This is a genomic window from Corynebacterium sp. LK33 (genome assembly GCF_014334955.1).
Lineage (GTDB): Bacteria > Actinomycetota > Actinomycetes > Mycobacteriales > Mycobacteriaceae > Corynebacterium > Corynebacterium jeikeium_D.
The window spans coordinates 134489-148174 of record NZ_PDGU01000007.1; the positions used below are offsets into that span (position 1 = coordinate 134489).

A 13686-nucleotide genomic window follows, 5' to 3' on the forward strand; every position below is an offset into this window, starting at 1 on the left:
GAGAACTTCCTTTAGGTAAGAATCTTGCTGGGTTTACTTGGCGGTCGCGTTCAGGTCAATGGTGTTAGCACCATGGTCACCCATGTCGCGGGTGTCGACACGACCGGAGTTGAACGGCGAAGTGGAGACTGCGAATGCCGGCTCACCGATGTGCTTCAGAGCATCAGCGTTAGTAGCTTCTGGGTTCTCCTGGCGGAACTTGATGTACTCGGTGAATGCCTCGCGGGAGACAGCACGAATCTCGAAGTTCATCATTGCGTGGTAGGTACCACACATCTCAGCACAACGGCCGACGAATGCGTTCTTGACCTTGTCGCTCGGGTTGTCCTCCGGGCGGTTAGCCACCTTCTCCGGGTCAATCTTCTCAATCTGGAAGACACGGTTGGACTTGTTGGCCTCCGGGTGCGGGAACGCGTCGCGCTTGAAGAGGAACTCCGGAACCCAGAAGGAGTGAATCACGTCAGCGGACGCGAGGTCGAACTGGATTGCAGTGTCTTCCGGAACAACGAGAACCGGAACCTCTTCGGTGGTACCGAGGGTCTCAATCTCGTCGTAGTGCAGGTAGGAATCATCGGACTTGGAATTACCGTGAATCGGGTGTTGCTTCTGAGCGTCCCGATCTTCCTTGGACGGAGCGTGGTGACCGCCCTCGGTGAAGAACTGCTCATCCTTCGGCTTCTCAATACGACCGTTGTATTCCTCGCCGCCCATCAGGTCAGCGGAAATGTTGCCGTAACCAAACTTCCAGTTCCACTGGAAACCAGTGACGTCGACAGTGACCTCCGGATCCTTATCCAGAGCAGTCACCTGGTCCTGAGTCTGAACGGTGAAGAAGAACAGTGTCATCACGATCAGAATCGGCAGAATAGTCAGCGACAACTCAACCGGAACGTTGTATGCAGTCTGGCGCGGGAACTCGCCCTTGCCCTTCTTCTCAGCCTTCTTAGCTGTGAAGTTTGCCATCGAGTAAAGGGTGACTCCCCAAACAATGATGCCGATAATCCAAGCTGCAACCCAGGTCCAAACCCAGAAGTTACCCATGGACTGTGCTTCCGGGGTAACACCTTCCGGCCAACCAAAGCGGAGCAGCTTGAAGAAGCCGTTCTCCGGAGGATTAACATCACAGCCGGCAAGCAAGGCTGCGCTACCGGCGGCAACGCCGAGGACGCCGAGCTTACGGGCGACTCCGAACTTTCTACGCTGATTCACGTGTGTCTGCCTTCCTGATCCACACAATTTTCGATAACCGATTAAGGTTTCGTCCTACCCAAGCAGAGTAGTCGATTCTTAAGCTTTCTCCACAATAAATATGACTGTGGGGTGCCTTTGAGTATATCTGCCCTAATAAAATACTGAGAAAGACCCGCCTATCGGGGGTGGCATTCTCACCAGTTACACCCTGTTGACGCTCCCAAGTCTATGAATTTTTTAGTGTTTGCGCCACGAGCCGACGCGCACACCGTTCCGCGTAACCCCGCCCTGAGGCCAGACACGGCGAACTAAGACATTCTCCCTTTTCCCCAAAAGGCATTAAAGTAGGTGCAGCATTTCTATGTGGCGCCAATCTGGGGTTCACCCCAACTACTCAGCCACGCGGCGGTCCTTCACGGCCACCAGTTCAGGCGACAGCCAGTCGCACTGAGCCGCTAGCTACGAAACCGCCGAAAAACCACTAAGTGACACTAAAGCGAAAGGTGCGCGCACGAAGCATGTGTGGTCTTCTCGGAATCCTGACTGCAAATTCTGACGCAGCGGAGCTCGTTCCCGTTGTCGAAAGGGCTCTGCCCTGCATGCGGCACCGCGGTCCTGACGATGCAGGCACGTGGCACGATGAGGACGCAGTTTTCGGCTTCAATCGCCTATCCATTATTGACATTGCCCACAGCCACCAGCCGCTGCAGTGGGGACCGGAGAATCAGCCGAATCGGTACTCCATGACCTTCAACGGCGAAATCTACAATTTCGTCGAGCTTCGCGAGCAGCTGGAGAAGGAAGGCTACGCCTTTAATACCTCCGGCGATGGTGAACCAATCGTCGTTGGGTTCCACCACTGGGGAGCGGACGTCGTCAAGCACTTGCGCGGCATGTTCGGCATTGCTATTTGGGACAGCGTCGAGCGCAAGCTTTTCCTGGCGCGCGATCCGTTCGGCATTAAGCCTCTCTACTACGCCACCACCGAGCGCGGCACGATTTTCGGTTCTGAGAAGAAGTCCCTGCTCGAGGCCGCGCCGGAGATGGGCATCGATGCGAAGAAGCTGAATAAGCGCGCATTGGAGCACTACGTCGACCTGCAGTATGTGCCGGAGCCGGAGTCGCTGCACACCGACATTGTTCGTCTGGAGTCGGGCTGCAGTGCCATCGTTACGCCTGGCGGCGAAGTTAAGCAGACCCGCTACTTCAAGCCGAATTTCCCGATTCAGCCAGTGACTAAGGGCGCTGAGCAGGATGTTTTTGACCGCATTGCTCGTGCGCTGGAGGACAGCGTCGAGAAGCATATGCGTGCCGACGTCACGGTGGGCTCGTTCCTGTCGGGCGGTATCGACTCCACTGCGATTGCAACCCTGGCTAAGCGCCACAACCCGAACCTGCTGACGTTTACCACCGGCTTCGAGCGGGAGGGCTTCTCCGAGGTCGATGTGGCTGCCGAGTCCGCCGCCGCCATTGGCGTCGAGCACATTGTGAAGGTCGTCTCGCCGGAGGAGTTCGCCGGGGCGATTCCGAAGATTATGTGGTACCTCGATGACCCGGTAGCTGACCCTGCACTGGTGCCGCTGTACTTCGTGGCCGCAGAGGCTCGTAAGCACGTTAAGGTCGTACTGTCCGGTGAGGGCGCAGACGAGCTCTTTGGTGGTTACACCATTTATAAGGAGCCGCTGTCGCTGAAGCCGTTCGATAAGGTTCCCTCTCCCCTCCTGCGCGGTCTGGCTAAGGTCGGCGAAGCTCTGCCAGAGGGCATGCGCGGCAAGTCGCTGCTGCAGCGAGGCACTACCCCGCTGGAGCAGCGCTACTACGGCAATGCTCGTTCCTTTAACTTTGAGCAGCTGCAGGAAGTCCTGCCGTGGGCCAAGAAGGAATGGGACCACAGCGATGTCACTGCGCCGATTTACGCGCAGTCTGAAGGCTGGGACCCTGTGACTCAGATGCAGCACTTGGATCTGTTCACCTGGTTGCGTGGCGACATTCTGGTCAAGGCCGATAAAATCACCATGGCTAACTCCCTGGAGCTGCGCGTGCCGTTCCTCGACCGTGTGGTCTTCGACGTTGCACAGACGCTGCCGGTGGACATGCGTGTTTCTCACGGCACCACCAAGTACGCACTGCGTCGCGCCATGGAGCAGATTGTTCCGGAGCACGTGCTCAACCGCCGCAAGCTGGGCTTCCCGGTGCCGATTCGCCACTGGCTGGCAGGCGACGAGCTGCACGGCTGGGCCGAGGACATCATCCGCGAATCCCAGACCGATGAGTTCATTAATAAGGACGCCGTGCTCAAGATGCTCGCCGAGCACCACCCAACCGAGCGCGACCACTCCCGCCGCCTCTGGACCATCCTGGCCTTCATGGTCTGGCACGGCATCTTCATCGAAGACCGCATTACTCCGGACATCGAGCAGCGCGACTACCCCGTCGAGCTCTAGCTCGCTTTACGACGGTCCCCGCGATTCAGCCCCATCCTGCCCCGGCAGGCTGTCACCATCGCTGGGGCAACCAATAGAAAAGGCTCGGACCTCACTCAGTTAACAAGAGTGAGGTCCGAGCCTTTTTACTATCCGACGCTTTTCACAGCGTCTGCTGACAGCTCTGCTCAGCTAATGACTTAGTTGAAGGAGTCACCGCAAGCGCAGGAGCCAGTGGCATTCGGGTTATCGATTGTGAAGCCCTGCTGTTCAATGGTGTCAGCAAAGTCGATGGTGGCACCGGACAGGTACGGAACCGACTGGCGATCAACGACCAGCTTGACGCCACCGAAAACTTCGGCGACATCGCCGTCGAGGCTGCGGTCATCGAAGTAGAGCTGGTAGCGCAGGCCGGCACAGCCGCCCGGAGCCACGGAAATACGCAGTGCCAGGTCGGTGGCACCTTCTTGGTCCAGAAGTGCCTTTGCCTTGGCAGCCGCAGCTTCGGTCAGGGTAACGCCAGTGCTCTGAGCAGTAGTCATAGCGCGTGTCCTCCTTGTTGAAGTGTTTAAGAATGCGAGTCGACCCCAAGGTCGGCTACGTCATTATTTATCACAACCTTACCGGCCAGTCTTTAATTCCCAATTCTGGGTTCTCTTTTTCTTTCTCTTTATCGAAAGTCTTTTTGCCGCCACATCGCAACCACACCACGGCTTCCCACGCCACAAGCGCACTCTTCCCGCCTGCCCCGCGGCGGTCATCCCCAAAACCTCGCCCTTGCCCCGCCCCTGCCCCTCAACCTGCAACCTAATTAGGGAAGCACCTTGGAGACCTTATAATCTGGGGTCGTGAATCTACCGTGGAAAAAGAATGACAAAAAGTCCAAGGCAGCTGACGCAGCTAACGCTGACGCAACCAACGCCGGAGACGTAGCCACCGACGCGACCGCATCCAGCGGGGCCAAGGGCACCGCTTCGGAGTCTCAGCAGCCCGAGAAGAAGCACAGCGGTGCTTTTACTCCCAAGAAGGGGCGCCCCACTCCGAAGCGCAACGAGGTTGAGCGCGAACGCGGCATCCGCCGTGGCCCGGTCGAGGCGCCGCTGACCGCTAAGGAAGCTCGCCAGCGCCGCAAGGAGCTCAAGGCTTCCATGTCCAAGGAAGAGCTCAAGGCCGCCAAGGCACGCGAGCGAGCAGAGCGACGTGAGCAGCGTCGCATTGCCGACGAGCGCATGGCCGCCGGCGATCCGCGCTACATGCTGCCACGCGACCAGGGCGCTGAGCGCAAGTTTGTCCGCGACTGGGTTGATTCCCGTCGCTTCCTCGCTAACGTGTTCCTCCCGTTCGCGCTGATTCTGCTGCTGATTATGATGATTGGCACTTCCCTGCCGAAGCTGGCCAACATCGCATCTCTCATCGCGATGGTTCTCATCATCGCCCTGATCATCGAGGGCATTTACATCGGCCGCCGTGCCATCAAGTTGACGCGTGAGCGCTTCCCGAAGACCACCGAAGGGGCCTGGGGACTGGGCTTCTACGCTTACTCCCGCGCTTCTCAGCCGCGTCGTCTGCGTACTCCGCGTCCGCAGGTCAACATCGGCGACGAAATCAAGTAGCCTCATCTGCCATGCGCACTCTGGTTCTCGGTGGCGCCCGCTCAGGCAAGTCCTCATGGGCTGAGCACGAGCTGCTGGCCACCGCCGCAGCCTCAACCGGCGGTGCCTCAGATGCTGCAGCCTCAACGGTGTTGCACTACATCGCAACAGCACGGCCCTGGCCCGGTGATAGCGATTTTCACTCCAGGGTTGAGGAGCACCGCATTCGTCGTCAAGCACAGGCAAAAGAGCACGGAGTGGCCTGGCACACGGTTGATGACGTCGATGCGGTGGAAGCTCTCGCGTCGCCGGAGCGGCGCATGCTGCTGGACGATGTCGGCACCTGGCTGACGCACATCATCGACGCGCAGGGGCTGTGGGAAGCGCCGAGGGGCAGCGTCGCGCCGTGGACGCACTCGCTTGTCGACGCCGTGCGCAACTTCCCCGCAGATTCCGACCTGTTCATTGTGTCGCCCGAAGTGGGCTTCGGTGTCATTCCCGAACACCGTTCAGGGCGGCTTTTCCGTGATGAGATTGGCCTTCTCAACCAGCAGCTCGCAGCTATCTGTGATCGTGTTGTCCTAGTTGTGGCTGGCTGCCCCATGGAAGTCAAGGCGGCGAGCTAGATTCACGCCACGCCGCTTCCCCTATGACGGTCTGCCTAGCAATGCGAATAACGGTGCACCAATGGTCGGTAGACAAATCGTTTTCGGGTAGCGTTTGAGAGTATGAACGCGGATTATTTTGGACCGGTAGCACGCCCTGACGAAGAGACTGAACAGGCCGCCCGCGCGCGCCATGAGCAGTTGACTAAGCCCGCAGGCTCACTTGGCCGGTTGGAAGAACTCGGCATTTGGATTTCGGCGTGTCAGGGAGAATGCCCTCCGCGTGACCTGGACGATTGTCGTGTTTATGTCTTCGCTGGTGACCACGGTGTTGCCCAGGGCGGGGTGTCCGCGTACCCGTCCGAGGTGTCTATCCAGATGCTTGCCAATATCGAGGCAAAGGGTGCCGGCGTGAACGCTATCGCTGACATCGCGGGAGCCACTGTTACCGGTGTGGACATTTCCCTCGACCACGATGCCGAAGGGCCATACCGTATCCGTCGCAGCTGTGGTTCTATCGACCGCGAGGATGCGATGAGCGAGGAGGAGGTCGATAAGGCCATCCGCACGGGCATCGCGATTGCCGACGCCGCCGTTGATGAAGGCGCTGACCTGCTCATTGCCGGCGACCTGGGCATCGGAAACACCACTCCAGCCGCGGCGCTGATTGGTGCCGTGACCAACTCCGAACCGGTGGTCGTCGTCGGCCGAGGCACTGGCATTGATGACGAGGGGTGGAAGCTCAAGGTCGCTGCCGTACGCGATGCCATGTTCCGCGTGCGTCGCCTGCGCAATGACCCGGTTGAGGTGCTCCGTCGTATTTCCTCGCCGGATATGACCGTGATGGCCGCGTTCTTGGCGCAAGCAGCGGTTCGTCGCACTCCTGTGATTTTGGACGGAGTGGTTGTCACATCCGCTGCTCTGCTGGCTGACCAGCTCGCTCCGGGCGCCCGCGATTGGTGGGTCGCCGGCCACAAGTCGGCAGAGCCCGCGCACGCGCTTGCCCTTCGACACCTGGATAAGGAACCACTTCTCGAATACGGGATGCGTCTTGGCGAAGGCTCCGGCGCCGTCGCTGCCCTACCGCTGGTCAAGTCCGGCGTATCGGTCCTGCGCAACATGGCTACTTTCGCCGACGCAGGCGTAAGCACCAAGGACTAATCGACTTGTCCGACAAAGCCGGCCCGTCTCGCAAGGACAACCTCGACGGCGATCCCTCTGCTCACGGCAATGCCGCCGCTGAGGCCATCACCACTGCCCTGTCCTGGCTCACCATCCTGCCTTTCAAAGGCGCGAGCGTGTTCGACCGCATCACCGGCCGTCGCGCCATCGCCGCACTGCCAGTAGCTGGGCTCGTTCCTGCCGCGGGTGCAGTTCTCATCACGGCGGCGCTGTTCGCAACGTCGTCGTCACGCACGCCCACGCTTTACGACGTCATCCCATTCCTCGGCGGCGCCCTGACTATGGTGGCGGCACAGATGTTGACCCGCGCGATGCACCTGGATGGGCTGGCGGATGTGGCGGATGCCCTCGGCTCGTATAAGCCGCCGGAGGGGGCGCGGGAGGTGCTGCGCGATCCGAGCACCGGCCCAATGGGCGTGGGCTCCATCGTGCTGACGATGTTGACGACGACGACTGCTTTTGCCGTGATTGTGGCTAGTGTGCTGTCGCAGTGGTCTGCTGGTCAGATGTGGCCTGGTGTGGTTGCGCTGTGCTTGCCTTTTGTAGCCTCTCGCGCGGCAGCAACGACTGCCTGCTGGCGCGGCTTTCCGCCTTTTTCGAACAGCGGCTTCGGCTCTCTGACTGCCGGTACTCAGTCCACAGTCACGGTGACTTGCTGGTGGATACTGCTGCTCGCTGTGTCGGGCTGGGTGGTTGGGCTCGTGGGCGTAGTCGCTTGTGCACTGAGCTTTGGCGTTACACTGCTGCTGACGCGGCATTGCGTGAAGAGGTTTGGCGGAGTCAACGGCGACGTGTTTGGTGCGGTCATTGAGATAACGTGCGCTGTCTGTGCCGTGGCACTTGCCATAGGGTTCTAGCAGGGAAAATGCGCGCATTGCCCCCGTTGGGGTTTTCTTTAAAAAGAACTATTGACGGTCGCTTTGACGCGGACGTATTCTGAGGGCACACCGCCGGGAAGGCGGAGTACAGGAGGCTCGTTTCGGGGCTCGCCCAAATTATTTTGCGCCGACCGTTTGCCGGGGCGCCAAGAACGAGCACACCTTCTAGCCTCCCAGCTAATTAAAAAAGCGCGTCCCGCCGCAGCGATGCACGGGACGCGCTTTTCTTTGTTGGGGTGACACTCCCGGGGTTTAGGTTCAGTGGGGTTTGGGTTCAGTGGGGGCTAGTGACTGCGGTTATGTTAGCGACAGCGGGCCAATGCGAGTTACTGACTGCGTTTATGTCAAAAATGGCCTGAAAAATGGCATGAAAGTGTCATAAACTCACACAGTTTCACATCTGCAGCCCTTAATTCTTGGAGTTGTCAGTTGTTGTGGCTAAGTAGCAAAAATGTGCCCGCCAGCGATACGCCAGGCGGACACACTTTTGCTGCCTTCCCCTCCCCCCCTGCTCAGGAACTTTCTGATCTTACGGTTTGTCTACTCCTTGCGCTTCTTGTTCTGGTAGACGATTGCGCCGGCAATGCCGATAAACACGGCGACCACTGCTACAACGGTGCCAATGACCAACGGGCTCATGCCCTCATCTTCCATGTCCGACGAGGATGCGGATGCCTGAGAATCCGTATCCGAGGAGTCAGATTCATTCGACGCATCTTCTGACGAGTCCTTTGACGATTCCTGTTCCGACTCTCCCTTGGCCAGAATCGGCTTATCGGATGGAGTCGGGCCGTTCTTGTCAGTCGGTCGCCAGTCAGGCCCCTTAGTTGGCTTGTTGTCCAGGAGGAATGCGAGCTGGAACGGCTGATCGATGCCACTGACCTCTTCATCCGGGCGATAGTTAGCCATTCGGACAGTCGCGTAGTAGTAGCCGGCGTTGGCTACAGGTCGTCCTCCAACATTAGATTCTCGGTTGTTGTATTCGACCGGACGATCTGTTGACAAGTTCAGGTCCTCGGAATCCTGATAAAAGTGCATTGTTCCATCCGCCACGGAAACCTCGAATGGATTCAACAGCGCAACTCCCATGGAATCGGCATTATCGCGCTCCGAATTTCCAGTGCGGGCAGCAATCACTGGTCGCTGACCCCACTCGACAGGGATCTTGTAGAACTTCTGTTCACCGGGCACGATTGTGTCAGAGATGGTATCCCCAGATTTAGCTTCCGGCGCTTGGGCTGCGTTATTGCCACCGTTTACGGGCTTGGCCTCTCCAAAAGTGGCCTTTTTGTAGGCTTTGTCGCCGGTCGAAGAAGACCGCCCCTCATTTAGTTTGTCAGCATCCTGCTTCTTCAGGACTGGCTCAAACTGGACGCTAACCTCGACCTTCACCGGTTCATCACGATAGTCCGCTACTGAATCACCGTCATAGACCCACACGTTATTTGCGACGAGCCACTTGGTTTGATCGCAACTGGATTCGATGCGGTCACTATCCCATGCAAGAACGCTTGCATCGGCCGAAGTTGGAGTCCACGAATCGGCACTAGCTTCGGCGCCAGTCAGCGACCCCATACGACCGTCGTCCTGGCATTTTCCGCCAGTTTCATTGATGATTTCGTCAACTTCAGTTCGGACATCCTGCTGGCCCTTACCCTCAGCATCGATATTCGCTAACACCTTTGAGGTAACAATCGCGTTGTGTCCCTTCGGCACCGCGATTCGGTAGTAGAGCGGGGTGCGATCGTGCTGGGCAACCTCTGGCACTAGCGTCGTCTGGTACTTGCCCTCGCCGAGCCATTTCGCGCCTTCCTTAGTCTCGGAGAACTCGAAAGGAGTACCCGTGGTTTCGTAGCCCTGCACTGACCGCTGAGTTAAGAACTTCATGTGGTCTGCGAGCTGGGTGGCATCGTCCGCAGTCATGCTCTGTCCACCGGATACCTGCGCAACACACTCCAGCTCAGCGCGAGCTTCTTCATCGACCTTGAAGCCCACTGTGTGAATCGTCAGGCCAACACCCTGCCCTGCCAGTTCCTTCGCAACCTCACACACCGGTGGCGGCGCGCAGGTGTCGATACCGTCAGAGACCAAAATAATTGACCGCTCACCGTCTGGGCCAAGCTCATCCGCCGCCTTACGCAGTGCATTGCCGATCGGCGTGTAGCCCTGAGCTTCCAACCCGGCAATCCTGCTCTTCAGGCCTTCTTTGTCGACCTTTTGGACAGGCGACAGAACCTCGATGTCCTGGCAACCACGTTCGCGGTTGGATTCATCACTGGATTCGCGCTGGCCATAAACCAGCATGCCAAGCAGCGCATCATCCGGGAGGGAGTCAATCAGCTCCGTGGATGCGCGCTTTGCCGCATCGAGGCGGGTGCCTCCGGCGTCGTCGGCAAGCATCGAACCAGACAGATCCATGATCAGCTCTGCTTTTGCTTCGCCCGTACCCCCTTCGCCCGTAGGAGCGGGCTGTTCCACCCCGGACGGCGAAGGCGAATCTTGGGCTGCCGCCACCGGAGCCGGAATCGCACTAAACCCAATCGTCCACGCAGCCAACAACAGAGTGACAACGATGGTTACCCTTAGGCGCTTTGAACTACTTGACGAAAAACTATCTTTAAAAAAGTCTTGAACTACCACCATCACAGCGCCTCAAACTGTTTTCCCAACTACAAAAATCAATCGTGTTGGTAGTTTTTCACAGTGACCCCGGTCACGCTAGAGGTGTTTTTAACGGCTAAACAAATGCCGTCTGAACAATTCATGAACCATGAGAAAATCGCACAGCCGTTGGGGAGCCAGCAAAGCAAAAACGCAGCCCCTGACCAGCGAATACTAAACAGGGGCTGCGAAAGTACTAATTCTAGTAACCACTATTAAATTTTTCTTAGCCGACCTACGCCGAAACTAAGCCTCAACGAGCTTGTAAATCCAACCGTGGGTATCCTCAACCTCGCCGTGCTGGATACCGGTCAGCCGCTCGCGCAGCTTCATAGTCCACTCACCGGTCTCGCCGCCGTTGATCTCGAACTCGCCCTCAGCGGACTTCACAAAACCGACCGGGGTGATGACTGCAGCAGTACCGCAGGCGAATGCCTCGCTCATAACACCGGAGGTGGCATCATTCTTCCATTCCTCGGTGGAAATGCGACGCTCCTCGACATTCATGCCCAGATCCTGAGCAGCCTGCAGCAGCGATGCCCGAGTAATGCCCGGCAGCAGCGAACCAGACAGCTCTGGAGTCACCAGCCGAACACCAGCGTCAGCATTCTCATCCGGGTAGATAAACGCCAGGTTCATGCCGCCCATCTCCTCGATGTACTTGCGCTCGACAGCGTCCAGCCACACAACCTGGTCGCAGCCCTTTTCCTCTGCCTGCTGCTGAGCCGCCAGCGAAGCTGCATAGTTACCTGCGAACTTCGCAGCACCGGTGCCGCCCGGCGCGGCACGCACGTACTCGTGGGAGATCCACACGGTCACCGGGTTAATGCCACCGGAGAAGTACGCGCCGGCAGGTGAAGCGATGAGCAGGAAGGTGTAAGAGTTCGACGGGTGCACGCCCAGGGTGCTCTCGGTGGAGAACATGATTGGACGCAGGTACAGGGATTCTTCGCCACCAGCTGGCGGCACCCATGCTGCATCGGCTTCAACCAGCAGGCGGATTGCCTCGAGGAAGGTCTCCTCCGGCAGCTGCGGCATTGCAATGCGGTCAGCGGAGCGCTGGAAGCGACGAGCGTTCTGCTCCGGGCGGAAAGTAACAATGGAACCATCCGGCATGCGATACGCCTTCAGTCCCTCAAAAATCGACTGCCCGTAATGCAGGACCGAAGAAGACGGCTGCATTTCAATCGAACCGTATGCCTGCAGCTTGGCGCCATGCCAGCCTTTGTCTGCAGTCCAGTCAATTCGGACCATGTGGTCGGTGAAGTGCTTACCGAAACCAGGGTTGGCCAAAATCTCCTCGCGCTCGGCATCAGAGAGTGGATTCGGGTTACGTTCGATTGCAAATTCCAAAGCAGACATGTCTTTCATCCTAAACCGTCGAGGATCGAGTCGTATCAATACTCGCCCCCGAAAGACCGTGTTAGTCAGGGCAATGTCAGCGTCGCGGGCACTAGGCGCGGGTACATTCCAATAGTCGTGGCGCTGGCTCGTCAGTCCGCTGTCCAGGGATGAAGGACACGAACCGGCAAATAGGGATACGGTGGTGTACCACATAGTACGACTACAAGGAGATGCAACTACATGTCAGTCCCCGCTAACAATGATTCGGCACAGCTCGGCGCCTCTCGCAACGCCGCTGTTTTGTCCAATTACCTGCCGGCTATCGGCACTCGCGTGGTCATCGCTGCCGACAACTCTCTGCCCGCGGACGCCGACGCGGTCCTCGTCGCGCTTATCGACGGCGAGGATGGCCTCGAGCTGGTCGCACCCGAGGCCATCGGTTCGGTTGCAGAGCAGCTGCTCGCCTCCTTTGAGGCAGTCTCCGCCAGCGCTAAGGCCGAGTCCGTGACCACCATCCCGGCTCCTGCTGGCCTGGATGTCGACAGTGTCACGGGCGTTGGCGTGGGTTCTGAGGACCTGGATGCCGAGGACATCCGCCGTGCCTGCGGCGCCGCTGCGCGCCGTATAACCAAGGCCAAGGTGGTCTTTAACACTCTCGGCGCCATCGATCCGCAGGCTGCAGCCGAGGGCTTTGCGCTGGGCGCTTACGCTTACTCCGGTCAGAAGAGCGACGAAGAAAGCAACGAGGCCACCCAGAAGGTGGTTGTGTTGGGCGCTGATGACGACGTCGTAAAGCGCGCTGCAGCGATTGTGGATGCCGTTGCCACCGCGCGTGACTTCGTCAATACAGCATCGTCGCACCTCTACCCCGAGACGTTTGCTGACGCTGCTGCAGCGCTAGGCCGTGACGCGGGGCTCGAGGTCGAGGTGCTTGACGACGACGCTCTGCGCGCCGGCGGTTTCGGAGGCCTCAATGCCGTGGGGGGTGGATCCTCGCGCGGGCCGCGCCTGGTGCGCCTGATTTGGAAGGGCGATGAGTCGGCAGAGAATTCGCTGGGACTGGTCGGTAAGGGCATCACCTTTGATACCGGCGGTATTTCGCTGAAGCCGGGCGCCAGCATGGAGAACATGATCTCCGATATGGGCGGCGCTGCGGCTGTTATTGCCACAGTCGTCCTGGCTGCTCGCCTAGGCGTATCCACCCCAGTGACCGCAACCGTTCCAATGGCGGAGAACATGCCGGGCGGTAAGGCGTACCGTCCGGGCGATGTCATCACACAGTACGGCGGTAAGACCATTGAGATTCTGAATACCGACGCAGAGGGCCGCCTCGTACTCGCAGATGCCATTGTCCGCGCCTGCGAAGACAATCCGACTCACCTGATTGACACCGCCACCCTGACCGGTGCGCAGCTAGTCGCTCTTGGCGAGCGCACCCCGGGTGTCCTGGGTAACGACGAGTTCCGTGACCGTGTTGCAGAGCTGTCTCAGAGCATTGGTGAAAATGGTTGGGCAATGCCGATTCCAGTTGAGCTAGCAGAGGCGCTGAAGTCGCCGGTGGCTGACCTGCGGAATGTCACGAACTCTCGCTTTGGCGGTATGAGTGTTGCAGCTGCATACCTGCGCGAATTCGTTGGCGAGGATGTTGAATGGGTTCACCTCGACGTTGCCGGTCCGGCCTTCAACACCACCGGGGAGTATGGTTATACCCCGAAGCGGGGCACTGGTGTTCCGGTTCGGACGATGTTCTCTGTGATTGAGGATTTGGCAACGAAGTAGCCGGTCATCCGACTGCGTCCCGCCCGGCTGG

General features: G+C 58.7%; 10 protein-coding genes. 6 read left to right on the top strand and 4 right to left on the bottom strand.

Annotation, left to right across the window (positions count from 1 at the left end; translation table 11 throughout):
• Positions 1-33: 33 nt before the first annotated feature.
• Positions 34-1209 (bottom strand): cytochrome c oxidase subunit II, encoded by a 1176-nt coding sequence (locus tag CRD20_RS01510; RefSeq protein WP_070642387.1) that lies wholly within the window; start codon positions 1207-1209, stop codon positions 34-36.
• A gap of 500 nt (positions 1210-1709) precedes the next feature.
• On the opposite strand from CRD20_RS01510, the gene asnB reads away from it, so the two are divergent.
• Positions 1710-3635: an asparagine synthase (glutamine-hydrolyzing) gene (gene asnB / locus CRD20_RS01515; protein ID WP_187404713.1), complete on the top strand. Its 1926-nt coding sequence runs from the start codon at positions 1710-1712 to the stop codon at positions 3633-3635.
• Positions 3636-3814: 179 nt separating this feature from the next.
• Here the strand turns inward: asnB and CRD20_RS01520 are convergent, their stop codons facing one another.
• On the bottom strand, positions 3815-4156 hold the full coding sequence (locus CRD20_RS01520) for an iron-sulfur cluster assembly accessory protein (protein ID WP_005512007.1): 342 nt from the start codon (positions 4154-4156) through the stop codon (positions 3815-3817).
• A 306-nt stretch (positions 4157-4462) separates the two neighbouring features.
• Between CRD20_RS01520 and CRD20_RS01525 the strand changes: the two genes are divergently transcribed.
• The 4 genes from CRD20_RS01525 to CRD20_RS01540 all read left to right on the top strand — a co-directional run bounded on the left by CRD20_RS01525 (position 4463) and on the right by CRD20_RS01540 (position 7850).
• The gene (locus CRD20_RS01525) at positions 4463-5227 is read left to right on the top strand and encodes a DUF3043 domain-containing protein (RefSeq protein ID WP_070605656.1); all 765 of its coding nucleotides are present in this window, start codon (positions 4463-4465) and stop codon (positions 5225-5227) included.
• An 11-nt stretch (positions 5228-5238) separates the two neighbouring features.
• Positions 5239-5832, top strand: coding sequence for a bifunctional adenosylcobinamide kinase/adenosylcobinamide-phosphate guanylyltransferase (locus tag CRD20_RS01530; protein ID WP_187404714.1), 594 nt, complete (start codon positions 5239-5241; stop codon positions 5830-5832).
• Between the two features lie 102 nt (positions 5833-5934).
• Positions 5935-6972 carry a nicotinate-nucleotide--dimethylbenzimidazole phosphoribosyltransferase gene (gene cobT / locus CRD20_RS01535; protein WP_049190512.1) on the top strand — a complete coding sequence of 346 codons (1038 nt, stop codon included), beginning with the start codon at positions 5935-5937 and terminating at the stop codon, positions 6970-6972.
• Between the two features lie 5 nt (positions 6973-6977).
• Positions 6978-7850 (top strand): adenosylcobinamide-GDP ribazoletransferase, encoded by an 873-nt coding sequence (locus tag CRD20_RS01540; protein ID WP_187404715.1) that lies wholly within the window; start codon positions 6978-6980, stop codon positions 7848-7850.
• Between the two features lie 561 nt (positions 7851-8411).
• Here the strand turns inward: CRD20_RS01540 and CRD20_RS01545 are convergent.
• Positions 8412-10289, bottom strand: coding sequence for a VWA domain-containing protein (locus CRD20_RS01545; RefSeq protein ID WP_187404716.1), 1878 nt, complete (start codon positions 10287-10289; stop codon positions 8412-8414).
• Positions 10290-10778: 489 nt separating this feature from the next.
• Positions 10779-11894: a branched-chain amino acid aminotransferase gene (locus CRD20_RS01550; protein ID WP_016423039.1), complete on the bottom strand. Its 1116-nt coding sequence runs from the start codon at positions 11892-11894 to the stop codon at positions 10779-10781.
• A gap of 222 nt (positions 11895-12116) precedes the next feature.
• On the opposite strand from CRD20_RS01550, the gene CRD20_RS01555 reads away from it, so the two are divergent.
• Positions 12117-13655, top strand: a complete 1539-nt coding sequence (locus CRD20_RS01555; RefSeq protein ID WP_187404717.1) for a leucyl aminopeptidase — start codon at positions 12117-12119, stop codon at positions 13653-13655.
• Positions 13656-13686 lie beyond the last annotated feature (31 nt).

What these genes read in the sequence shown, in the direction of transcription:
- asnB (WP_187404713.1), top strand. Translation starts at nt 1,710, where the DNA reads ATGTGTGGTCTTCTCGGAATCCTGACTGCAAATTCTGACGCAGCGGAG.
- CRD20_RS01520 (WP_005512007.1), bottom strand. Translation starts at nt 4,156, where the DNA reads ATGACTACTGCTCAGAGCACTGGCGTTACCCTGACCGAAGCTGCGGCT.
- CRD20_RS01530 (WP_187404714.1), top strand. Translation starts at nt 5,239, where the DNA reads ATGCGCACTCTGGTTCTCGGTGGCGCCCGCTCAGGCAAGTCCTCATGG.
- cobT (WP_049190512.1), top strand. Translation starts at nt 5,935, where the DNA reads ATGAACGCGGATTATTTTGGACCGGTAGCACGCCCTGACGAAGAGACT.
- CRD20_RS01545 (WP_187404716.1), bottom strand. Translation starts at nt 10,289, where the DNA reads ATGGATCTGTCTGGTTCGATGCTTGCCGACGACGCCGGAGGCACCCGC.
- CRD20_RS01550 (WP_016423039.1), bottom strand. Translation starts at nt 11,894, where the DNA reads ATGTCTGCTTTGGAATTTGCAATCGAACGTAACCCGAATCCACTCTCT.
- CRD20_RS01555 (WP_187404717.1), top strand. Translation starts at nt 12,117, where the DNA reads ATGTCAGTCCCCGCTAACAATGATTCGGCACAGCTCGGCGCCTCTCGC.